The sequence below is a fragment of the Martinezella dioscoreae genome (assembly GCF_009176305.1).
Lineage (GTDB): Bacteria > Pseudomonadota > Alphaproteobacteria > Rhizobiales > Rhizobiaceae > Rhizobium > Rhizobium dioscoreae.
Map to the genome: position 1 here is coordinate 21045 of NZ_BLAJ01000015.1, position 24643 is coordinate 45687.

16 protein-coding genes are annotated in these 24643 nt (G+C 56.6%); 4 read left to right on the forward strand and 12 right to left on the reverse strand.

The window, feature by feature from the left end:
• Positions 1–294 precede the first annotated feature (294 nt).
• Positions 295–8433: an RHS repeat domain-containing protein gene (locus GDN47_RS28865; RefSeq protein ID WP_152094765.1), complete on the forward strand. Its 8139-nt coding sequence runs from the start codon at positions 295–297 to the stop codon at positions 8431–8433.
• Between the two features lie 371 nt (positions 8434–8804).
• Here the strand turns inward: GDN47_RS28865 and GDN47_RS28870 are convergent, their stop codons facing one another.
• From GDN47_RS28870 to GDN47_RS28880, 3 genes are all read right to left on the reverse strand, one after another.
• A complete protein-coding gene (locus GDN47_RS28870) occupies positions 8805–9803 on the reverse strand; it encodes a hypothetical protein (protein WP_152094766.1) in 999 nt (332 codons plus the stop codon).
• Between the two features lie 134 nt (positions 9804–9937).
• Complete coding sequence (locus GDN47_RS28875; protein WP_145676968.1) at positions 9938–10939, reverse strand: hypothetical protein; 1002 nt, start codon at positions 10937–10939, stop codon at positions 9938–9940.
• A gap of 360 nt (positions 10940–11299) precedes the next feature.
• Positions 11300–12211, reverse strand: a complete 912-nt coding sequence (locus GDN47_RS28880; protein WP_152094767.1) for an HNH endonuclease — start codon at positions 12209–12211, stop codon at positions 11300–11302.
• 297 nt (positions 12212–12508) lie between these two features.
• Here GDN47_RS28880 and GDN47_RS28885 point away from each other — a divergent pair, with 297 nt between their 5' ends.
• Positions 12509–14818, forward strand: coding sequence for a hypothetical protein (locus GDN47_RS28885; protein WP_152094768.1), 2310 nt, complete (start codon positions 12509–12511; stop codon positions 14816–14818).
• 213 nt (positions 14819–15031) lie between these two features.
• Here GDN47_RS28885 and GDN47_RS28890 read toward each other — a convergent pair whose 3' ends face one another.
• Both GDN47_RS28890 and GDN47_RS28895 read right to left on the reverse strand, forming a co-directional pair.
• Positions 15032–16270 carry an MFS transporter gene (locus tag GDN47_RS28890; RefSeq protein ID WP_152094769.1) on the reverse strand — a complete coding sequence of 413 codons (1239 nt, stop codon included), beginning with the start codon at positions 16268–16270 and terminating at the stop codon, positions 15032–15034.
• 4 nt (positions 16271–16274) lie between these two features.
• Positions 16275–16862 (reverse strand): ArsR/SmtB family transcription factor, encoded by a 588-nt coding sequence (locus GDN47_RS28895; protein WP_152094770.1) that lies wholly within the window; start codon positions 16860–16862, stop codon positions 16275–16277.
• A gap of 551 nt (positions 16863–17413) precedes the next feature.
• Between GDN47_RS28895 and GDN47_RS28900 the strand changes: the two genes are divergently transcribed.
• Together GDN47_RS28900 and GDN47_RS28905 are read left to right on the forward strand one after the other, a co-directional pair.
• Positions 17414–18718 (forward strand): PDDEXK nuclease domain-containing protein, encoded by a 1305-nt coding sequence (locus GDN47_RS28900; protein ID WP_152094771.1) that lies wholly within the window; start codon positions 17414–17416, stop codon positions 18716–18718.
• Between the two features lie 453 nt (positions 18719–19171).
• Positions 19172–19846: an OmpW/AlkL family protein gene (locus GDN47_RS28905; protein ID WP_152094772.1), complete on the forward strand. Its 675-nt coding sequence runs from the start codon at positions 19172–19174 to the stop codon at positions 19844–19846.
• 404 nt (positions 19847–20250) lie between these two features.
• Here GDN47_RS28905 and GDN47_RS28910 read toward each other — a convergent pair whose 3' ends face one another.
• From GDN47_RS28910 to GDN47_RS28940, 7 genes are all read right to left on the reverse strand, one after another.
• Complete coding sequence (locus GDN47_RS28910; RefSeq protein ID WP_145676695.1) at positions 20251–20544, reverse strand: type II toxin-antitoxin system RelE/ParE family toxin; 294 nt, start codon at positions 20542–20544, stop codon at positions 20251–20253.
• Positions 20541–20849, reverse strand: coding sequence for a type II toxin-antitoxin system RelB/DinJ family antitoxin (locus GDN47_RS28915; RefSeq protein WP_112447457.1), 309 nt, complete (start codon positions 20847–20849; stop codon positions 20541–20543). Before GDN47_RS28915 ends, GDN47_RS28910 begins: the two co-directional genes overlap by 4 nt.
• A gap of 313 nt (positions 20850–21162) precedes the next feature.
• Positions 21163–22134 (reverse strand): alpha/beta fold hydrolase, encoded by a 972-nt coding sequence (locus GDN47_RS28920; protein WP_152094773.1) that lies wholly within the window; start codon positions 22132–22134, stop codon positions 21163–21165.
• A gap of 136 nt (positions 22135–22270) precedes the next feature.
• Complete coding sequence (locus tag GDN47_RS28925) at positions 22271–23161, reverse strand: LysR family transcriptional regulator (protein ID WP_113409380.1); 891 nt, start codon at positions 23159–23161, stop codon at positions 22271–22273.
• Positions 23162–23194: 33 nt separating this feature from the next.
• Complete coding sequence (locus tag GDN47_RS28930) at positions 23195–23536, reverse strand: hypothetical protein (RefSeq protein ID WP_113409379.1); 342 nt, start codon at positions 23534–23536, stop codon at positions 23195–23197.
• 24 nt (positions 23537–23560) lie between these two features.
• Positions 23561–24025, reverse strand: a complete 465-nt coding sequence (locus tag GDN47_RS28935) for a nuclear transport factor 2 family protein (RefSeq protein ID WP_113409378.1) — start codon at positions 24023–24025, stop codon at positions 23561–23563.
• A 69-nt stretch (positions 24026–24094) separates the two neighbouring features.
• The gene (locus tag GDN47_RS28940; protein WP_113409377.1) at positions 24095–24643 is read right to left on the reverse strand and encodes a carboxymuconolactone decarboxylase family protein; all 549 of its coding nucleotides are present in this window, start codon (positions 24641–24643) and stop codon (positions 24095–24097) included.

Genomic DNA, 24643 nt, shown 5'->3' on the forward strand with positions numbered 1-24643 from the left:
GAGCCGGCGGATCTTGCCCAAAGGCTCCATTGCGTGCGGATAGGGAACCCGTTGCCGGGCGCGCTCCCCGGCAACGGACCCTTGCCAGTACACGTGTCAGCAAAATTGCGCGAAGGGTGCGATCACTCAATGCGCTCGATATCTTTGAACTCTGCGATACCATCGCAGAAAAATACATCTTTTGCGTGTTATTTGAGCTGCTTGCGATTATGATCTGAAAGCTTCGCGTGACAACCGCCGTGCCTCTCGCACGGCCATGTTCATTTAGACCATCCTGAAAGGTGACCAATTACCATGTCCAGGAATCCAGTCAACTCTGCAGCCCCTTTCCAACCCGAAGTTCTCGACGGTCAAATCGGCGGAGCTGGTGCTGGCACCGTCAACAAGTTTCGCGGCGACATCATGGTTCCGCTCGCCATCTCGGATATGCCCGGATTGAATGAAATATCCATCAAACTCATGGCGGCATGCGCCAGCAACATATTCCGGATAGCTAAACGTGATAATGCCCAAGCACCGACGTCAATCCTGGGGCTTGGCTGGTCGCTACCCCGGGAGCGCATCGTCGTAATGGGGAAGCGATCGCTTGGCATCGATAGCGGGGCTTACGCGATTGAAAACAACGGAACCCTCTTCACGCTTGTTTTGCTTGCAAGCCACCTCAACACATATGTCTTCGCAACGGACAGCTTGCCGCTCTGGCAGTTTACATACGACCCCGCAGTAGAGAGCTGGACGGTCCGACTACCGGACGGCAGCCGTCGCCTTTATGGTGGCCATACGACCGAGGGAAACTGCGAGTTCGGTCTTGCCTGGGACGGATGGATCGGCGCCAGCACGACGCCAAATGGGACTTCGTATGTCGTCGCATGGAACTTGGCCCGTGTCGAGAACGCTTGGGGCATTGGACTATCTTATGTCTACGACGTCGACACGCTGCCCGTCGGCACGAACCTCTCCTACACTCGCGCCACCTATCTCGCGAAAATAACGGATGACCTCGGCCAAGGCGTCGAGTTGTCGTATTTGGACAAGGAGCGTTTCGAGTGGCAATGCCCACATCTTTATAAGGGCGAACCGAACACGGCCTATCAGGACCGGTATGAAACCAAATTTCTTAATCGGGTCACCGAGTACAGCAACTGGCAATCGAAGACAGCCATCCGCGTCGTTTCCTTTGGCTACGACTTTTGCAATCTGGTCGATCCGGCTGAGGAAAAGTACACCAAGCGTCTTCTGACGTCGGTGGAGTCTTCGCTGAATGGGATCGCGAAGGAGCCGGCCACGAAGTTTTCCTACAATGCGGATGCTGGTGCGCCTGCTCCCGGAGCGCTCACCGCTACACTAACGCCTGCTGGATCGAAAACGGACTATTCGTATAAAACGATCTCATTGAACGCCACAAGCAATCCGCTTTTCAACAAGTCGCTGACAATTGAGCCTCCCGCCGGGTCAAAGGGTGCCCGGCCCTATTTGTTGCCCTCAGAAGGCTTTCTGGCGGTAACCTGGCTCAATAGCACGAGCGGATCGGCGGCGATCCAGATCTATAGCTTCGGAGGAGCATGGAGCAAGCCATGGTCGCCGTCGTCGCCGATCGCCGGCGCGTTTGATGCCGAAGGCATCGTCTACGCCCAAACCTCAACAATGATCGCTTTGTTCCTGCCGCCGCTTTCCGGGGCTGCAGGCAACAACGCGTATCTACTGTTATTAAGGCGTGATCCATACCAGCAAAACGTCTGGCATATGGAGAAGCGAACCATTTCGCTGACAACAAAGGTCGCTTCGGTCCGGGCAAGTCTCGTTGGCGGAGAGGACTTCTTTGCGCTATCCATCGTGGGTCAGGGTCGGTTCCAGATTTTCAGCTATGAGCCCACCACTCAGTCCTGGACTGACACACTTTTCACGCTCGCCGTGCCGAACGTCGTCGTCGGAACGGATGGAATACGCACTCTCGTTGGCGCGATTTCCAATGCTGGCAGTCTGTCGATTTCCCTTTATTCGCGAGGCATTGACAGATCCTGGTCCCTCACGGGAACGCCCATCAGCAGAAATGGAGTCCAGTGGAACGAAAATTATGTCGGCAGTTTGCTGAATTGCGGACCGAATTTTGGAGCGGTAACTTACGTCGACGCTGCCGGCGGTCAACTCCTGCTCCTGAAATGGAATGCAGAAGGCAAGTTCGCAGGAACCTACGGCGCCCGTGCTGAGACTGCGCACACCTATGTTTCGGAAACGATCGTGATCAACGGTCCGCGTGTATTCCGCTATGACGCGGGCGCCTGGAAGCCCTTTACATTCACCGACGATCCCAACGCGTCTTATGTCATCGGCGATGACTTTGCGGTTCGAACACTATCCGTTGGGTCACCCGCCGTGGCAATGATCCGATATGCTCCAACCACCGGAAGCTGGGTGTCGGAGCAGCTGGCTGAGGCCAACACTATCCTTTACAGGCCTACGCTTGCAGGCAACATCATGACCTGTGGCACGAAAGTCTATCGACGACAGGCAGATGAAAGCTGGAGCCCAATCGCTGACCTTTCAACATCCGGCGATCCTCAATCGTTAGTCAATCGCGGTTCCTATATCATCTACACGGAGGCGCTTGCCGCCGGAGCCAAGCGGGTTGTGGTACTGTTGCTTGGCGATGCGCGAAAGGTCGACATCGCTTATTTCGATGGGCAGATATTTGGAGGTGACGTCGCCTGGTTCACTGCCCCGGCTTGCGCAAGCCAGCGCGCCTTCGCGACTTTTCCGAAAGGTTCCAATCCGGTGGCACCAGCCTCGTTGGTGCTTCATCGAATTCTGAACAACAGCTTGTCAGATGAACAGACCGACGACGTCATTGGCTCGCTTGCCGTCGATGATGGCTTCCAAACAACGAGGTCGGATTATGACTATGACACCGCGTCAGCATTGTTCGACCCAACAGGTCAGGTGGTTCAGTATCCAGAAGTTCAAGAGCGCCTGATTGATTCCGCGGGCTTTGCCACGGGCGGAAGAATTGAAACACACTACTACAACGGGTTGCCGATCGCGGACGATCCGGAACTGGACGCATTCCACTCTCTCGTCGCCGGCCGAGAATATGATACGAGCGTTTACACAGTCGAAGACCTGCAGCTTTTCCAAAGAAAGATTGAATGGCAAGGTTTGCGCCTGGAGCACGGGGTCGCCTCCAGGGTGGAGCTTCTTCTTCCAGCCGCTATGCCCGTCATTCGAGCGACTAAGACAGTCGACGGCCTTTTGCAGATCTTCACCGCAGACGCCGAAGCCGGCGCATCGTTCGACAACGGCGTGATCCCTCTATCCGTCTTTGATGCGTTCGAGGCCGCGGGTCTACCCCTGTCCCCGGATGCGACGGTCGCCTCCGTGGTTCAGGGCATTTCCTGGCTCATCAACTCAGATAATCGTCGATTTGCGGCCCGGTTTACTCCGTCGGGTCTGATCGAACTCACAAGCGAACTCGGCCGCCGCAAGGAACAGTCCTACGATCCGCAAACAGGTTCGATGGTTACGCAATCAACCGTGAATCGTGAGGCGGATGGTACGCTTTCGACAATCACGGCGCAGCTGATTTATGCCTGGACCTTGCCGGAATACACTGACATGAAAGCCACAAGGCAATTGGGTGCCGTGGCAGAAACCCGGCTGACCAATGTCACGCACACGACCACCATCGCATCCAGCGTCACAACGTGGACGAATGAATGGGAACACGCGGACGCTCCATACGATAATCTCGCCGAGTATGCCTGGAACGGACCGGGTGCACAGGCGCCAGCCTTCGATTTTTCCAATCCGGACGCAAACGTGGAATGGGTTCGCAACAACGAGGTTGTCGGTCGCGCGCCGACAGGTGTCGCGCTTCAATGGCGTAACGCCCTTGGCGTGTCCTCCTGCCAGATACTCGACAGCCAGAATGTGCGTACCATTGCGAGTTTCCAGAATGCTGGAACCGGAGCGAACCGGCAAGGTGCCGCGGGCCAACCGGAATGCACGTACACAGGCTTTGAAAGCTATGAGGCGACAGGGCCTTGGTCGACGACCAATGGCTCGCTTCTCAGCGACCTCATCTCGACGGACAAAGCTCATAGCGGGCGGGCATCGTTGAAGCTCTCATCGGCGGCCCAGGCGCCCGGCATCGAGGCACGGTTCGCACTTAGCGAAGGCGTGACTCGCGTCGCCTTCAACCTCTGGCTATGGAATGAGGCGGATTCGACCCCAGGCGGTGGAATTGCCATATCCTTCAGCGACAGCACGCAGCGTTACGATATTGCCTTTGAGCCTGCCTTCGGAAATTGGATCAAGCTTCAGCGAGCCTTGACGGTGCCCGTAGACGCAACCGAGATGCTTATCGAGTTCGGGAACGCTGGCGCATCCACGAACGAGTTTGTCGATGACATCGCAATTTTCCCATTGCCGGGCAGCGCGAGCGCGACGGTCTATGACGTGGACACGCTACTCGTTACGTCGCAAATCGACGACAATGGTGCAACGACGCGATCCTATTACGACGAGGGCTATCACGCGCTTGCCTCTACCAACGCAGACGGCAAGGTTATCGCTCTTGCCAGCGGTGGATTTTCGCGTCTTCCAGATGGAAACGACAGCTTCGACGCTTCGGCTCCAAATTGCTCGCTCAATATCCAGTCGTCTGCCGGCGGCTCGTTTGAAAGCTTCACGGACGACAAGTGGCGAACCAACTGGACACCCAGTCCGGTAGATGGATGGCAGGTCCAGTCGGCAACCGTTCTGTCCAATCAGCTAACGGTCGTCGAGGCCGGCGCGGTCCGGCTGACGACCACGGGGACTTTCGCCGATGAAGGCGTCGCATGCCGGATGCGCATCGTGCCGCCCACCGAAGGGTGGCGCGATGCTATCGCTGTCCGCATCAGTGACGTAGGCGCGATTGAATGGTCGCCGGCGAACGGAGCGTGGCGCATTCTGGACGGCCAAGGAGCGGAAAAGACTCGCGTTGCGCAGCTCGAGCTTGCGGCGGCGGAATGGATAGTCGCGCGTTACGGCGAGACACTCGCTCTCTTCATCGATGGGAAACCGACGATCGGCGCAGCCCTAGATGGCAAGGCCGGACACCTCTCCGTGGAAACTACGGAAGCCGTCGGCCTGAGCGTTTCCGGTCTTACATTGCTTCCAAAGCCTCAACTCGCTCTCGACTTCCTGGATGCTCTCTCGATGCCCTTCCAGAGTCAGATTTTCGACGAGGAAGGGATGATCGCGTCAGCGACGTTGAAAGATCGTCTCGGTCGCTCTGTCATCACGACCAAGGCGGCCCGCTATGAGAATGGCACGCCGGGCATTCGCAAAGAACTTGTCTCCTCAATTGACTGGACGACGGGAGTTATGAGCGGCGACGTCGCCGACTACTACTCCGGCAAAGACGATCGCTCGAACGATGAGGGATATCCTTACAAGCGTGTGCTGCTCGAAATGGCGCCTATTGATCGCCAGCGCGCAATTGGTAGTCCCGGCAAGGTGCATGCGATCTACCCCGAGGGGAATCACTTCACTGAAACACCGACGATTACCAACGTTACCGGTGACATGGCGCAAGGGGTTTCATCGGGACTGTTTTGCGGCACCGAGATCCGCGACGCAGATGGAGCGCGCACCCGGACTTTCACCGATGATCGCTTTTCGGAATTGCGGCGCCGGTTTCTGGCGCCGCCGCACTATGGCCCATTCGAGCGGCTAAGTGCGCGCACGTTCGATGCACGTGGGCAACTGACGACAATGCTGCCTCCTATGGTCTTCGCCACGGGGAACGAAAGTTACGCGCAGAGCCGAAAAACCGATCCGCTCGGCAATATCCTGCAAACCTATTCGTCGGACTGCGGAGAGACCAAAGTCATTTACGACAAGCTCGGCCAGCCGCGCTTCACGCTGATCGCCGATGGGGTGGCCAAGGGCGCCGGCGGCGCCGATCGAATAGTCTATCTCCGATATGATCCATTGGGGCGCGTTTTTGAATCTGGAACCATCGATCACGCGTGGGATCCAGTCGCATTGACGCCGCTCGCCAACACGGATTGGCCGACGGACGGAAAGTGGGAGGCAAACCTTGTCTGGGACTGCCTTGAGGCAGGCGATGTCGCCGATCCCGTCAACGGCATCGGACGGACGGTGGCATTTCGGCGCAGCCAGCTTGAGGCCAACAACTCATGGATCCAACTGAACAGTTATGACGCCGCCGGCAATCTGGTCGAGATCAGGCAGACAGACGTAAAAGGAGTTCGAGCTCAACATTACGCAGTTGATGCCGTCGGGCAGATCACGTCTCTTTCTTTCGATCCGGCGGGCCAGCCTACAATAGTCTTCTACCAGAGGGATCTCCAAGGACGTGTAACGAAGATCGGTTCTGAAACCGACCCACTGCGGTGGGCGTGCTATCGCTATACGGCGGATGGCTTGCCGCAAGAGGAAATTCTCAACCCGTCTGGAACAGCGCCTTTCACGCGTCAATTCCAATACAATTCACTTGATTTGCTGATAGAAACCCGCAGCGAAGTCTTCAATGAAGCACTGAGTTATTGGGAAACACCAGGCGCGGACGGCACCACCTATTATCAGGGCCAGATCACGAAGGCAGTGTTTTCGCCCGGCCCGGCTGCCCGTTCCGCCGGACTTGTCGTTGACGACTGGGAAAACGCCTACGACGCCGCGGGCAATATCTCCGCTGTCGTCAATGCTGATGGAATGCTTCGCTCGATCGGCGGCGTCGACGCGACGATGAGGTACGACGCCAACGACAACATGCTTTCCGTCGTCGATCGTGGAATAGATCGCAGTTTCACGATAAAGGATGGAACCAACCAGCTCGTCGGCATGACGACACCGGACCACGAGGAGATCTATACCTATAGCGCAGGCGGCAACCTTGTCTCGGCCTCAGGCCGTGCATTGGATAGCCTTTCGTACAATCTCGTAAACGGCCTGGTCTCGTCTGGTGCGATGGCGGATGGCTCGAGTTTTGAGGTTGGCTACGGCGAAGGCGATGAGCGCATCGAGCTGACGCAGCTTTCAGCGGCTGGAGAACCCGCGTCGAAAACATCTTATTTGCGCGATGAGAGCGGCAATATTCTCGCGGAAGCAGAGGAAAATGGCGGCTCGATGACATACATCCCCGGGCCGTTTGGTTTCGTCGCCGTAGTCGACGAGAATCTCTCGACTGGCTTTGTTATTCGCGATCGCCAGAATTCGACGCGGCTTGTCCTGGCTGAGGATGGAACCATCCTGGCTGGATACGCCTATGACCCCTTTGGCGGCATGTCGCAGACGCCTGTAGGCCCGTGGGCCGAAAATGTCCGCTTCCTGTTCATCGGCCAGGAGTATGATGCACGAACGGGATTGTATAACCTCAACGCACGTCTCTACGATCCTATAACCCGACGGTTCCTCTCCCCCGATCCGTTACGTTCAACATCCAGCCCCTACCCTTACGTCTCGAACATTCCGTTCCAGGCAAGTGACCCCAGCGGCCTGCTCGCGTTCCTCGCCGCGCTCGCGATTGGCGCCATCGTCGGCGCGATTATTGGTGGTGGGGTAAGCGCAATCACATATGCTGCTCAAAACGACTGGCAGATCAAGGATTGGGGCGAATTCTGGAAGGAAGTTGGCATAGGCGCGGCGGTCGGCTTCGTGACCGGCGCCTTGGCGGTCGCGACGGGAGGCGGCGCCACCGCGGGATTGGTGAGTGCCGCGGCGCGCGTCGGCGGCCGGGTCGCCACCTTCGCGGCGACGACAGCGGGCCGGGTCGCGATCGGCACGGCCAGTGGCGCGATCTCGGGCGCGGTTTCAGGCGCCTCGGGGCAAGTCATGGAAAATGCGATTCGCGGCGAGAAAGGGGCTGACCTGTTCAAGAACGTCGGTTGGGCCACCCTGACTGGCGCCGGCACCGGGGCAATCCTCGGCGGCTTGACGTCAGCCTTTTATTTCCCTGGACCACGGGGCCCGCGCATCAATGCCGCGGCCGATGGAGACACTTACGCCAATCGTGTTTTGAACGCCGGCAACCTACTCAAAAATCCGAGAGCACCGGTTGCCCCAGTGCCAGTCCAGACAAACTCCTACATTACCTGGCGCGATCTGATGAAGCTTGCGCCGCGGGGAACTCCGAATACGTTCAACTCCAACAACATGTTTGGTTTGAAATTCAGGTCCAGCAATGTACCTCGCACCGGTGGAGCCGGGCCTGAAACGCATTTCGAGGTGCGTTTTCACAGTCAACAGCCCGGCCTTGGCGCGGGTATGCGAGGAGGACGCTATTGGACGGCAAAGATAGGCTATGGCACCAGCAATACTCAGTTGAACGCCGGGCGAAACCTCCTGCACGAGGGCGGCGCCTTTTACAACGTGAACAGCAACAATCTCCCAGAGACACACCTGCGATTTCGCTTCTGGTCCTGGACATAATCTCGCGGCCTGCACGAATGACTGCTTTTGGGGTCGCCGCGATCGTACGTGGGCGACAACAATGAAGGCGCAAAGCAGTCGTCCTGCCCTTGGCTGCGACGCTACTTTTTTAAAGACAACAACCCACAGCCAACAAAATCGGATCAGTAATAATGTGAAAGGAGTCGAACCGACGATCCCGTTATTGCAAATTCCTCCTGTAGCAAATTCGTTAGGAAACCGAACGAGTTGGCCCGTCTGCAATGTCTGTTTTATCCGCGAAAACGTTCTGGCGAATTTCAGCGTCCATATCGAACAGTTGCGCCCCTGTCTGGTTGAACTCGTCGAAGAGAGCCATGCCACAAGGGCGGGCAGGCTGTTTCGCAATGAACTCAGAAAAGCCTCGCTATGCCGGTCCATATAATTGCCTTGAGCCAGGCCCAAGAAATCGATGTAATGGCAATTGCGGCTATCAACGCCATCAGGAAGACTCCAGCGATGCGAACGATACCCCGGATGGGTGCCCACATCGGGCGCCATGCCTTCGGTCTGTATAGATTCGGATCGCCGTCAAACGTGCTGGGGTGCCGACGCAAAAAGCGATCCCACAACCCTCCAGGGGCGAGGTTGGCCTCTAGTTCCTTGATTTCGGAACAGCCGCCATGCCCATAGTGCTCATTCATCACGTTGATAACGGCATTGTCACTGAAGCCGCGGCGTGCGCCAGGGCCGGTCCCTGGAATGAAGTACTGTGCCAACGGAACCGCCCAATCTTTTCCACCGCAATGGCAGAACACGGCCTCAAGTCGGCCTTGAGATATACGGTCTGTCCAATTGTAGTCCGGACGGATTACAGTGCCTGCGGCTATAACGCGCCCGAATTTCAAGTCATCGAATTCGGTCATTGCAAGCAACTGGACGAACAACTGGCTTCCGAAGCTATGGAGAATCACATCCGGCGGTTCGGGTATTCGGTTGGCTCTCGCGTATTCGACGGCAGAACGGATGGTGGTTCCGAGCTTTCTTGCAAGTTGCCGATGACGCCAGCGCACAAGAACACTAAAGCGAATGAGCCCGTATTTGTAAATCAGAACCGGGGCGCTGTACTTGAGCTTATTCCCCATGCGCCAACTGAGGTCCTGCTGCCACTCACCGTGAGTATTAAAGCCGTGAATCACGACCACCCAAGGAATGTCGCGCGTACCATGAACGCCCAATCGATAGACAGGCTTTCGCCGAACGCCGCCGTGATCGGCGAAAGCCTCTCCACAGAAGGGACATAGTTCCTCCGTTGCTGCCTCCGCCTCAATCGCTTCGTTGCACGCTGGGCAGCTTAAAATCGCCCGGCGCTCGATCAGGGCGATATCGGCGGCGGCGTCCAAGAACTCCACAGCCGTCTCCTCGTCGAGACCAAACGAGCGAGCGGAGATTTGAGGATCGATCTCGGGCGTTGCCCCGCTACTTATTCGAGCAAGTAAAGCATCGACAGCAGTGGTCCCAAACGCCGCACGGAGTTGGTCCACTGTCATGTGTTAGACCAGACCACGCCGAGGACGTGATAGACATCCTCACGCTTGCATTGGACCCAAATGCGTATTCGGCTCTCAATGCCGTACCCTTGCACCTTCACGTTTCGGCTGAGCGCTGCGTGCTTCTCCTGCAAGAAGTGAAACAGGCCGTCGGCACCGGTGAAACTATTGTCGTCTACGCCGCGCCGAGCTTCCCGAAGAGCCTGGACATCTTCGATACCACCTTCCGTCAGCGTGGAAACGACATCGACGTGACCTCCATCCGTCATCATTCGAGTCGACTGGACCCGCGTATCGTTCTGAAGAGTCATCTTCTTGAACGCTTGGCTGAGCTGGATGCGCTCCGGATTTTCGTCAAAAAGTCCAATGTGTTTAAGGTCCTCCTGGACCTGCACGTGGACGGGCCTATGAGCATTGCCCTCGGCCGGTAGTTGGATCATCACGGCGCAATATGGGTCAAGGAAGCGCCAAGCAAAGCGCACAACGGAGCGATCGAACCGCTCTCGGTATGCCTTATACTTGTAGCGCTCTTCGTCGTCCTCGAATCGCTCGAAGTCCTTAGACGGCGTCCGCTCCCACCCGCCGGCGCCTTTGTGCCAGGCTATGAAAAGATGATCGGAGGTCAGCGAAATAGCGCTGAGTTCAAGGTTCTCGGGGAACCCATAGCTGATTGGTGTGTCGATGAGCTTCCCAAAATCCGAGGCAACTAGTTTGTCCCGGATGTCCGCAGGAGGAAGAGTAGGTGGCTTGAACAAATAGATGTGCTGATTACCCCAGCCTTCGACTTCGGACAGCCAATCTTCAATTATCTGCCTTGTCAAAGTGCCGGCATCGATCGCGGCCAGGATGTTCTTGGCAAAATCCGCCTTCTTCGTCCCGATCTGTATCTTATGCTTCCGCAGTAGCTCTTTGATGAACTCATTGCCTTGGGTGACAATGATGGAGCGAACAGCGTCCTTCAGCCGCTGCTTATCCTTCTCTTCATCCGATTTTGACATACTATCTATCCCGCAAAAGACATGACTTCATTCTGTCTGCGGTTGCGTATTTTGTCACGCCTTATTCAATCTATAGTTAAATGGCGGCAGATCTTAATAATGCAAAAATTCTAATTCGAACTGAGGCGGTCGAACCAGACCTTCGACACTAAACAAAGTCTCAACATATCAGGGAACTGCTTTAAAGCGGACGAGATCGCTGTCGGCGGCTTCACCTTCGATCTTTTGAAAAATCTCGCGAAGCATCTACTCAAGAAACAGGTCGAGAAATATACCGGTGCTCTAAGCCGTAAACGGGCAGGCTCTCGTTCAATCCCTGCATTGGAGGATGCTAGACCGATAAACGACTGAAATCCCACGCTATTGCTTAAAGCAATTCTCACGATGCCACTGAAGAAAATGCGGATGTGGCCACGCAGACGGCCGTAAGGGTACGATCGCTCTGCCGGTCTTGTTGATCAGTCCTCTTATGCTCTCCGGATCATTCGCCTGTCGCGAGATCAGGATATCGAGGTCATCCGAAAGGCTGATGAGGCCGCGATCGAACATCCAGTGCGCCGTGCCTGACAAAGCAATGCCGTTACCGAGGGTGTCAGGTCCGTTCGCCTCCACGGGTCGAATATGAGCGGCGTCCACTTCGGCGCGCCCGCCACCATTGATGAGTTTCAAGCCGGTGATCGCGCATCGTTTGTCGTAGGCCTGCAAAACGAGCCGACGAAACAGCCGATCGCGAATAGCGCGGGACGAGAGCTGGATCACACGGCGGCGTTCTTGTTCAAAGATGAACGGTGTTTGAACTGCGTCTTGAAATCCATTTGTAAGATCAGCCGCTTCAACTCCATCCAGCCGCGGTAGCTCCGGTTCTGGCTCATTGAGGCCGGCCGACAGGATGCGGTTGAAATCCGTAGCGGAAATAGGCCGCACTGCCGATTGCGCTCTCCCCGAGATCCGTCCGTCATGGTTCAACACGCCGCGCTCGATGACACCATCTGGGCCATTGAACGGAACAGGATTGATGAAATCAAGATAACTGCCAGGTTCGATCAGTGCCAGATACATGCCCGCCACTTTCGGGTCCGGGACGACTTGGGCGACCTTGGCGACCGCGAAATAGCCGCGCGTGGCGGCAACCTTGCGCGGTTCATAATAGATGATCCAATTCCCCACGCAGCCTTGAACACGGCCGAGGTACTGGCTTGGAAACTGATATTGTTCAGCCGGACTGTCGTCGTAGATCGAGTCCGAACGATGAATGAAAACTCCGAATCCCATCCTCGATGCTTAGCACGACAAGATCGGCTTCGGATATGAAGTCTGTCCCTCGCTCGAAGACAAAATGACCGAAATTGCACGTTTTTAGCGGGAACGCCTTATGGCGCTCCGGGACAACAGCGAGACGTTCGATTGCCGGTGACCTTGGGCCCCTGCGGCGGCCGTCTGGATCCTATCCATGCTTTGAACGGTGATCTCTGCCACATCCCAAAGGGCCCGATCTTAACCCTTCGCTAACGTTCATTCCTTAGCAGGCCGTGCCCCGGGGCTGGAATCTTATCTGTAAGGGAAACCTGAATGATCATGAATCCGACGGCGAAAGCCTTTCAACGCAAGATCGCAGGCTTTTGCGAGATCCGGCTGGCACCACTGGTAAGTCCGGCTGAGCTTAAGCGCTTGACCGCTTACATGTTGGCACTGGTCAACGATCAAGCCCTTCCTCCCATGAAGGGGAAAACAGTCGATTGGACCGAGATCGCCGCCGCATGCCGGCTCTCTGCCAAGCCGAGCGCAAAGCTGATGCGCGTTGGACAGCACGGCTTCGATGCCATCATCCGCTGGGTGAACACGAACACCGCGACACCTCGCAACCGCACGAGTTCATCGTCGAGCTCCGCGCGGATCTCGAAAGCTCGAGCTGCCAGCGGCAATCGCTCTGCGGAAAAGAATTCAAAACCGGGAGCAAAGCCTAAGCCGATTGACGAATTCCCCGTTGCGCTATTCGATGACTATCCAGAACCTGTCTCGTTTCAGGCGGCATTGGAGCTGCATATCAGGCGCTTCGACGAGACCTATTACCATCTTCATCGTGCCGTTATGCGACCTGGCGACAATTTCGATGTGAAGACTCTTCTCAGTTGGCTGAAGGGCACAAAGGTGCCGCGCAGCGTCGAAAGCTTCGAGATCCTGGATCGCATCGAGCATCGGTATCGGTTGCCGAGGGGCTACTTCAAGGCAAAACTTCCGCATCAGTCTCGCGCCGGCACCGGCCATGACATCGAGGAGGAAATTTCTCCCGCGGAGCGCCGCCGGCTGGCCTGGCATCTTCCAGACAATTTCAACAAGCTGCCGAAATCAAAGCGCCAGGAGATCCTCGAATGGATTCGCAGGGTCATCATCACCGGCGCAACCGACTACCGCCGTTTTCAGGCGGCAGCAATCAAACAACGTTATGCAATCCGCTTTCCGGCAATGGCTTACGGTGGACGAGCGTCATCGGTCCCGATCGGACGCGGCACCTCGAACCAGAGCAATCCCATTGGAGACCTTGATGATCCGGATTTGCTGTCGGGCGTTATCGATGCCCCTCCCCGCCTTGCGCTCGAAATGGCGAACCTGATCTCGTTTAAGACATCGACGCTCACGGCGATCGGGTTTCAGCGGAACAGCGTCTGGGGCGAAGAGACGGCTTCGCAAAAACTGGAGCACCTTGGCCTCATGTTCGGAGCCCTTGCGGCATCTCCCGATGGCCAGGTGGCGGGGCGAGGTATTCCACTCGGTGTCCTTACCTTCGGTCTTCTGGTGTTTCGCGGTGTCTGGGACTGGTATTTGCAATGGCGCGAGCGCCGGCGCGGGTTTTACACGGCCTGGGAAGCCGACATGCTGAGCATTGCCTTGTCGCTCACACGCGAGGAGACTGGCTGGCTCAGACAGCATCCGGAACTAATCGAGAGGGTCATTCCCATCGAAGGCCTTGTCTCGGTAGAAGAGATCGCCTTTGCCAAGCGCGACTGGCACGCCTGCTGTGACGCGTTTCATGCCCATGCGCGCAATCGCATCAAGGAAATCCAGCGGGTGATGCGCATACATCGCGATCCATTCGAACCGATCATGTGCGTGCTCGAGGCGCCGAGCCCGCTGGCGGAGTATCGAAAGATCACGGACGAGATCCTTCTCAGGATGCCGGACAAGGATCGATATCCAAGAGCGGCGGCCGAATCCGTACGATCATTTCTCATGCTGCGGCTTGGCCTTCATCTCGGCCTTCGTCAGAAAAATCTTCGGCAGCTTCTGCTTTGCCCTCGCGGGCATATTCCAACCTCGGAGCGCCGGCTTGAAGAGCTGAAACGCGGCGAAATCCGCTGGAGCGATCGAGACAATGGCTGGGAGGTCCTGATACCGGCCAACGCCTTCAAGAACTCCAACTCGTCCTTCTTCGGCTCCAAACCATTCCGGTTGATCCTGCCGAATCTGCTGGACCTCTACTACTACATCAATGCCTACATCGATCGGCACCGGCGCATTCTGCTGGCGAACGCCAATGATCCCGGCACCTTCTTTATAAAGACGGTCAAGCAATCGAGCACGGAGGCCTCCTACAACCAGACCACCTTCTATGAGGCCTGGCGGCTGGCCATTCAGCGATACGGGATCTACAATCCCTATACCGGCCGCGGGGCGATCAAGGGCTTGCTGCCGCACGGTCCCCATAATGTCCGGGACGTATTGGCAACCCATATTCTCAAGCTGACGGGATCCTACGAGCAGGCAAGCTATGCGATCCAGGATACACCAGACATGATCCAACAGCACTATGGGCGCTTCCTGCCGCAAGACAAGGCCGCGCTCGCCGCCAAGATATTGAATCAAGTTTGGGAGGCGGCATAAAGTTCGGGTGTGGCCCATTCGGAGAATGCGCTTATTCGATCTGGTATCGCTGGCGCTGTAAGCAGCGCCAGCGCATCAAGACTAATACTCAACGGCAGGTGCTCGAGACCAAGATTCGCGAGCGTGTCTGCGAGACAAATTTCGTTGAAGGTTTCGTTGTTCCTAATGATGGCGTGAGTGAACCTGCTTATCAGGCCTGAATACGTCAGCCGCTTATGTCGACGGTCCTTTTTCGATCGATCTTCGGTTCATTTCGCGAAAGCTTGGGATGGCCAGTGGAGCGAGCGTTGCGATCAAATAGAGCAGCGTCGTTACGCCCAATGCCAATGTAATGCCGAACGTGTCGACCAACAGTCCGGCATAGAGGCCTCCAAATGGCATTAGAACCCAGGCGAGCGCCCCAACAAGCGCGATCACCCGCCCCACCAATACTGCGGGGATGCGTTCGAATAAGATGGCCGCGATAATCGGATTGATAAACCCGGCGGCAAACCCACCGGTCAGCAAAACCAAGAGGATACTTTGAAGACCGGGATCCAAGGCAAGCGCTGCCATCGGCGCAGGCCCGGCACAAAGAAAACCAGTCGTGTAAACAAGCATCCGCGGCAGACGCTCGGCAAAAGCTGCGGCCATCGCCGCACCGGCAACCGCCGCGCCCGAGAAAGCCGCGAGGAATATGCCAACCCATGTTACGCTGAGCCCCGACGATCGCACCCAAACGGGCAGCAACACCGTGGCATACGCCTGGTCAAAGAGATTTGTGATTGCGAGCATCAGAACCAGCGTGACCAAGATAGGCTCGTTGCGCAAGGTTGACCAGCCCGCCGCCAAATCATGCAGATAGGTCGCAGAAGTGCGCGGCTTCGCCGTATCCGCCACCGTCGGCCGCGGGATGCCCAGTCCAACCACGAGGGACGCCAAAAGAAATGCAACCGCATTGGTCAGCAATGCCGGCGCTGCTCCGATCAAGGCGATCAACGCCCCTCCTCCAGCCGCCCCCAACGTACCGGCAAGCCGATCACTGGCTCCGAGGATACCCGTTGTTCGTTCAAGGGGCATCTTGCCCATGGACGCGACGCTGGGAACCAACGCTTGTTTGGCGGCATCAGACGGGGCACGCAATATTCCGATAAGGGCGACGGCCGGCAGCAACAGCCAAACTGACAACAGGTCGATCCAATACAGCGAAGGCACTGAAGCGACGGCAATCGCTGACAAACCATCGCTCCAAATTGAAATCCGCCGTGCCCCAATACGATCGATGAACGGCCCGCCAAACGCTTTTGCTACCACGTATGGCAGCAATTCCGCCATCCCCACCACACCGGTCAGCACCGGGTCGCCAGTCGAGGTCAATACCAACCATGGGATAGCAATTGCCGAAAGCCGCGTGCCGCCGACAGATGCAACGGTGCCAGCGGCCAAAGCAACGAGTGGTTTCTTGTCACTCACTTTTTTAGTCCTCAAGGGGATATGGAAACGCGTGCAAGATAAATGTAACAGGTTGAACGTCGGGCTCGTGCGAGCCGCCCAATTTCGGTGCCATTTCCATAGCTTCGTCCAGGACGGCATGAAGTCTTTTAACCAATGCCTCGGTCTGAGCTGCCGTCAGGGGAATGCAATAGTCACTGACAGTCGACGCCAGGCGCCATTCTCGCGACAAATCGGCATGGCGCGCCAAGGCGGTCTTCATCTGTGTAATTTGGGCACTTAACGCGGCTTGGGCAAAAGCAATACCGGCATCCAATGCGTCCTCATTTTCGTCTGTCGGAGGAAATGACGTCAGTTCATGCCGCGCCCGCCACCATCGGTCCCTCCCATTCCCTCTACCCTCATCCTCTTCAATGAAGCCGTGCTTTGCGAGCTGTCGCAAATGATAGCTCGTTGCGCCGGTATTCAAACCCAATCGAGCCGCAAGACTGGTCGCTGTTGCGGGGCCATTGACGCGCAGCATGCCTAGCATGCGCAGTCGGTGCGGATGCGCCAGCGCGCGCAAAGCTCTGGCATCCGGTTGTACAAGGCTTATCTCGCGTCGTTCTGTCATGAGGCTCCTCGCAAAGCTGGAGAATATATCACAAACAAATGTTTGCAAAGGTTTGTTTGCAAATTGACTACATTGGAGCAGGTCGAGATGTCGGCATAAGGTCTCTCCGGAGCCTGCTTGAGGTAGGATACGTCAGTAGAACGATGCACAATTCACGCGCGTGGAGGTCTGGCAATATTCAAGGGCAGGTGTGGCCGAAACCATGGGGCGGATGGCCTTTACGGCCATTAGCAACGATGAATGCTCGGCCGCGTTGCGAGCGCGGATGCGATGGAGTTCAAATAAGTTCATTTCCACACGGTCGCTTCTTGACAGATTCCAAGAGTAGCGATCGCGCACGTCGTCGTAGCCTACGAAGCTGTCTTGGTGTAGAGACTGGCTAACCGCGAACCTCGGTTGCAAAAGTACCCTTTTTCGCTGCTGGTGGGATGCGAACCGGAATTCCATCCTTTTTACTGGAATCTGTTGTCTTTCCACGAATTTATAAATCGCTCGGCCCTGCTGAAATGAAATGAAGCTTTTTGGGGCAGCAGCTGGTAAAGACTCACGATATGGCGACGCTTATCCCTGCACCAGACGGTAGTTACGTATCCCTACTCACAGAGCTCAAGGAAAGAATCCGAGCGGCTCGCTTAAGGGCTGCTGTTGCCGTTAACCGAGAACTGATGATGCTCTATTGGAGCATCGGCCGTGACATCCTGGCCCGCCAGACAGCGGAAGGTTGGGGAACCCGCGTGATTGATCGGCTGGCAGCAGACCTCAGGCGTGATTTTCCGGAAATGACTGGCCTTTCGCCGCGAAACCTCAAATATATGCGTGCCTTTGCTGAGGCATTCCCAAACGAGGAAATCGTGCAACAGCTTGTTGCACATTTGCCCTGGGGCCATAACGTCAAGCTCATCGAGATGCTGAAGGATTCTGAAGGGCGTCTCTGGTACGCCCGCCAGGCGGTAGAGCATGGATGGAGTCGCAACGTCCTCGTGCATCAGATTGAAAGCGGACTTCATAGACGGCAGGGAAAGGCCCTGACCAATTTCGCTCGAACACTGCCCGCGCCGCAGTCTGAACTCGCCCAGGAACTGATCAAAGATCCGTATAGTTTTGATTTTCTCGCTCTCGGTCCTGCGATGTCGGAGCGAGAACTCGAGCAGGGATTGCTCGAGCACCTACGTTCTCTGATCCTTGAGCTCGGCAAAGGCTTTGCGTTCGTCGGTAGCCAGCATCCACTCGAGGTTGGTGGCCAGGACTACTATCTGGACCTTCTCTTCTATCACTTGCGGTTGCGTTGCTTCGTCGTCGTCGAGTTAAAGATCGAGGACTTTAAGCCCGAATTTGCCGGAAAAATGAACTTTTATCTCTCCGCGGTCGATGACCAGCTCCGTCACGAGTTCGACGGTCCGAGCATAGGTATCATCCTGTGCAAGGGGAAGAATGAGGTAATTGTCGAATACGCGCTTCGAGATTCAACAAAACCGATGGGTGTTGCCGAATACCGGCTCTCTGCCGCCCTTCCCGAGCCGTTGCAGACAGAGCTACCGACAGAAGCGGAATTTGCACGCGAATTCCCGTTGATGGCGCTTGTGAAGCTACGCATCGAGGTTGAGCGCGAAATCCGACTGCTTGTGGCGGATCAGACGGAAGCCGAACGTCCGCTTGCTCTTGGACCAATGCTAGCGGAATTGCAGCGACTTAACATGCTTCCCCAAGCCGCAGATCGGTTTCGGAGCGCCCTGCAGATCATGAACCGCGCCGCCCACGGATTGGATGTCGCCCCTGCCGATGCCTCCGAAGCAACTGAAACTGCGACAGCATTCCTCGCCGAGCTCCGAGCGATCCGCCATAGACAGTTGCCGTGAAGCAAAACACCTCCACCGAGCAAATTTAAAGGGTTAGAACGTATAAGGTCCTATCGTTCATCTTGTTGCTGTTGAAAGGATTGGAACCCGCGACCCTTCTCTATAAAAGCTATCCGTCTGAAATTGCTCAATTGCAGACTGCAGGCTGGTGACCCGCAGCCCACGGCGCATTTAGCCTTCATCGAGGCTCCGGCCTTGCCAGGCAATGAGGCGAGTCTGATGTCCTCCCTCGGACCTACACCGGCAACCGCTTACATTATCGCAAAACCGCTACGCAGTTTCGCGGGACAGACTTTACTTTAAACCCCCTGTTGCATGATTGAGACAGTGTGGCAGGCTTTGCTTGCATCGGCCAAAGCGGCCTTCCCAGTTTGATCTAGCTCAAATCATCATCCTCCCCGGAGCGGATATTTCTCCCCAACCGACACGAGTCTCGGATTGAAGGAGAAAGAGATGATATCCAGCAACATCGTTCGCGCCATCATATCGGCAGCCGCATTGGCCACGGGCTGCACAGTGCAAGCGGCTGATCTGGCTGGCGCGCAGGGTGCGGCGCCCGCCGTGACGAGCCAAAGCCCGTGGCAGATACGCCTGCGCGCGCTCGGCGTGATCACCAGGGACTCGGGCCGTGTCGACGGGTTGGCGGGTTCTGACCTGTCCTACTCGAACACGGTCATTCCGGAATTCGATATTTCCTATTTCTTCAACGACAATATCGCAGCGGAACTGATTCTCGGCACGACCTATGCCAAGGTTTATGGCAGAGGCTCGATCGCAGGTCTCGGCGAAATCGGCAAAACATGGTTGCTGCCGCCGACGCTGACACTGCAATATCACTTTACCGATTTTGGCGCGTTTCGGCCCTATGTGGGCGCGGGCGTAAACTATACGATATTCTACGATCAATCAGGCAAAAACGCCCGCAGCCTCGATGTAAAGAACGCGTTCGGCGTCGCGCTGGAGGCGGGTTTCGACTACATGCTCAATGAGCATTGGGGTCTCAACGTCGATGCGAAGAAGATTTTCTTGAGGCCGGATTTCGATGCCAATGTCGGCGGTGCTCATGTCAGCGGCAAAGCCAACCTCGATCCATGGCTCATCGGCGCCGGCGTCACCTATCGCTTCTAAAGCAAATCGAACAAGCGCCAGTCTCCTACCGGCGCTTGTTCCCTGCCGATGGGCGCCGCCGTTTCGGAGTGATCGCCTTGACCCGCTGCCTGCTTGAATCCCCTAATCTTGGTCCGACGCCATATAGCTGTATGATGAGCCTCCACATTTCAAAGTTCGGGGTTCTAATTTGGATGACCGAAGTGAACGCGCAAAGCAGTCATCCCCCGCTTGGCTGAGACGCCACTTCTTAAAGACGACAACCGACAACCAAAGAAATCGGATCTGTTGATGTGAAGGGATTTGAACCGCTGGCCCGATACTTTCCAAGCATTAAGCTAAGGTGCTTGATCGACAACTAGCGACAACACGGACCCGCGACGATTATCGCAGAGGACGTAGAGGATCCGCGTCAAGCTAGAAACTCAACTATTTGGCAAAGTCTCTGGCCATTCTTGCGAACCATGAAGGACGCGAAGGACACGAACTGCTGTCTCCGTAACGACATATGCCGCGATATAGGGCGTTCCGTTGATCACCAGTTCGCGCGTCCCAGCAATTCTCCCAACGCGGCCGCTTGCGGGAAAGTCGATCAAGCGGCGAGTGGCAGCCATAATCCGTTCATCGATCATGACAGCGGCTGAAGGATTGTCTGCCTCAATGTAGGTGAATATAGCGTCACGATCCGATAGGGCGAACGCAGACCATGTCAGCTTCACGATTTGCGGCCACGCGCTTTGAGGCGTGCTGTTGCTCGGCGCTCCGCGAAATGGGCCTCGACTTCATCATCCGAAATGTCGGGCCGAGCGTCGTTCAGCGCTTCTAGCACCTTCGTACGAAACCACGCGTCATGAACTTCACTGCCCGAGAAAAGTTCAAGTGGCAGCGCACCCTCATTAGCCGTCCGGGTGAGCAAGATTCGAACCGCATCCGATACCGTTAGACCCATGCTCTCAAGAACGGCTGAAGCACGATCGCGAACGTCAGCATCGATACGTGTTTGGACAAGTGCGTTTGCAGCCATGGCTATCTCCATATTCAATACAATGGTAATGCATTTGAATGACAATATCCATGGCGATCTTTCGGCCATCTCCAAAATTACTTTATTTCAAGCTCTTGATGGGATCCGAACCGGCGACCTGCACCTGCGATCGCCAAACGAGAGCCGCCGGTAATGATGACCAATATTTCCATCTCAGGGCAAACCAAAACGCCTGCCGCGGGAGGAGAGATGCGGCAGGCGTATCGAAACAAATGGCTGCCCCATGAAGAGAGGCTTGTGGAGGAGGCTCCCTGAAGCGTTTTCAGCCGGTGCGGGGAGCCTCACTCCGTTTTCACTTTGCGATCTTGCGATCCAGGAAGCTCCTGATCAGCGGAGCCATCTCGTCCAGCTTGTCTTCCAGCGCAAAGTGGCCTGTATCAAGAAGATGGAATTCCGCTTCGGGAAGATCGCGAAGATAAGGATGCGCACCCTCTTCCGGGAAGATCTTGTCGTTCTTACCCCAGACGATCAATGTCGGCGGCTTCCGGTCGCGGAAGAAGGCCTGGAACTGCGGATAAAGCGGCAGGTTGGTGCGGTAGTCGTAGAACAGGTCGAGCTGAATATCCTTGTTCCCCGGCCGGTCGAGCAGCGCCTGGTCGTGCACCCAGTTGTCGGGGCTGATGCGGGTCAGGTCCTTGACGCCATCGGTATACTGGAACTTGGTCGTCTCCGGCGCGACGAGCACCGAGAGCGCTTCCCGGTCCTTCGTTGCCCCCGACTTCCAATAGGTGCGGATCGGGTTCCAGAAATCTCGGATGCCTTCGTCATAGGCATTGCCGTTCTGGACGATCATTCCGGTGACGCGATCCGGATGCTTGAGCGCCAGCCGGTAGCCGACGGGTGCGCCATAGTCCATGAGATACATCGAATATTTGGTAACACCGAGCTTGGTCAGCAGCGTGTCGACGATATCGGCATAGTGGCCAAAGGAATATTCAAACGTGGTGTGATCGGGCGCATCGCTCTGGCCGAAGCCCGGATAGTCAGGGGCAATGATCCGGTAACGGTCTGCGAGCAGCGGGATTAGGTTACGGAACATGTGCGACGATGTCGGGAAGCCGTGAAGCAGGACGACGACCGGGCCGTCGGCCGGACCGGCTTCGCGATAAAATACGTTGACGCCGTCGATTTTCATGGAGCGATAGTGGATCGTGGCAGGTGCCTGCTGTGCGACCGCCGGCGTTTCGGCCAAGACTATGCTTGCGGGGGCGGTAACAAAGATGCTGGCGGATGCGAGAAGTAGGGCGGCGACAGTGCGAGACATTATGGTTCTCCTCAGGAGTGGTTGTGAGCGGCTTATTGCCTGCGACCACCGTCGCGCTTTCAGCGTGGAAGGAGAATGTTCGTATTGGACAAGGGATTATTACGTCTGGTGATATGAGTGCGGCAGGACTGGCCGACTAATTGAGAAGGCGGTTCTCGCGCAGCCTTGCTGCAGCCATATCGACGAAGGCGCGAACCTTTGCCGGAGCGTGCCGGCCCTCCGGATGAAGGATGTGTATGGGTAACGGTGGTTCTTCGAATTCACTGAGGATGATCTGTAGCTCTCCAGCAACGAGGGCTGGGCCGATCTGGTAGTTGAGCACCCTTGTCAGGCCCCACCCCTCGCGTGCCGACTGGATCGCCGCTTCGTTGGTGTTGCATTGTAAAGCCGCATCCACGGATACTCGCAGATCGTCGCCAAACTTCCACTCAGGCGAAGCCCAAGCTGCAGTGGAAGCCGCGATACGGTGGTCTTTAAGGTCAGCTGGCGATTTCGGAACACCAAAGCGCTCAAAATACTTCGGAGAACCACACATGACGCGACGGACTGTACCAACTTTCACGGCAGAAAGATTAGAGTCGGGGAGATGGCCGATGCGCACAGCGACATCGATGCCTTCCTCGACGATGTTGACCGGTCGGTCGATGAACAGCGTCTTCGCTTTCATCGTCGGATAGGTATCGAGGTAATCCGTCACGACCGGAAGAACGTACATTTGCCCGAACAGCGCGGACGCGGTTATGGAGAGAGTCCCCGTCGGCGTCGCATAGGAACCGCCGGCAGCCGCTTCCGCTTCCGCGATATCGGCAAGAATCCGGCGACAATCTTCAAAATAGCGAACGCCCGCTTCGGTCATCTTCACCGAGCGGGTGGTTCGCACGAGTAGGCGCGCGCCAATAAGGTCTTCGAGCGAGGCAACGGCACGTGTGACAGCCGGTGCGCTCATGAACATCTGGCGTGCGGTATCCGCGAAACTTTCGGTTTCGGCGACCTTTACAAAGATCCTCATTGCTTGCCAGCGATCCATCCATTCCCCCGAAGCACTTCAGTTTCCAAGACCTTAGGGGCTTGAAAACGAAGCCTCAAGAGGCACGGGATCATCCGATTGAGAACGGCAAGCCTGCGAGATGAATTCTATCTCCGCGCAGGCTTCCTCGGAAAGACCGGCGCGCAAGGCGCGCTGGTACGTCTCCCGACGGGCATTCAAAGCAAGCGAGACCGCGACCGAAGTCTCGAAATCGAAGCTGGAACCTTGGCTGGCAACATCCATCTCGGCGCCTGTCATGCCAAGGGCACGACCGGCTTCTTCTTGTTTCGCCAACAGCGATTTGCTCGCGTTGGTTCCCGTGAGAGCAAGCTCTATTGAAAGCCTTATGCGAGCATCGATTGACGAGCCGGCCATTTTTCCATCTCCTGGCTCAGCCGCCTAAAATCCGAAATCGCTGAGGCCAGGATGGTCATCCGGCCGGCGGCCCAGCGGCCAACGGAACTTGCGATCTGCTTCGGCGATCGGGTGTTCGTTGATGCTGGCATGGCGTTCCCGCATCAAGCCGTCTTCGGCGAATTCCCAGTTCTCGTTGCCATAGGCGCGGAACCACTGGCCGCTGTCATCGCGATATTCGTAGGCATATCGGACGGCAATACGATTGCCGGTGAAGGCCCAGAGTTCCTTGATCAGGCGGTAGTCGAGCTCCTTATTCCACTTGCGGGTCAGGAAAGCCTCGGCCTCGGCCCGGTTCTTTGCGAACTCGGCGCGATTGCGCCAACGGGTATCGAGCGTATAGGCAAGCACCACTTTGGCAGGATCGCGGCTGTTCCACCCATCCTCTGCAAGACGGACCTTTTCAATGGCGCTCTCTCTGGTGAATGGGGGAAGCGGCGGACGGGACATGGTAAAATTCCTCTCAGAATGATGTGGAGCGGGAGGCGGTACATCTGGCACCGCCTCCAGAGCCCGGCCTCAGGCAGCAGCGCGATCGATGCGGGGGAAGTCAATCTCGGTGTCGAGGGCCTCGTTCACGTAGTTCGTGAAGGTGTTGAGGGCCACATGAGCGATGATCTCGACGATCTCGGCATCGCTGTAGTCGGCATCGCGAACCTTGGCGATTTCGGCTGGCGAGACGGACCCGCGAGCGACCGTCAGAGCCCGGGCGAACTCGACAGCGGCCGCTGCCTTGGGATCGTTGGATGTGCCGTTGCGGTTGGCAGCGATTTCACTTTCGTCGAGCTTGGCGAACTTCGTGCCAGTGAAGGTGTGGGCCGACAAGCAATAGTCGCAGCCGTTTGCTTCAGCCATGGCGAGTGCGATGCGTTCGCGGGTGGCCGGCGGCAGCTTGCCTTTGGCGAGCGCGCCCTGGAGCGAGGTCAAGCCTGTCAATGCGGCGGAGCTATTGGAAACCAGCCGGAAGATGTTCGGAACCGAGCCAATCCGCTTCTGGATGGTCTCGAGAATCGGACGAGAGGCTTCTGGTGCGTCGCCGATGGTTGCAGGGGTAGGGACGCGTGACAT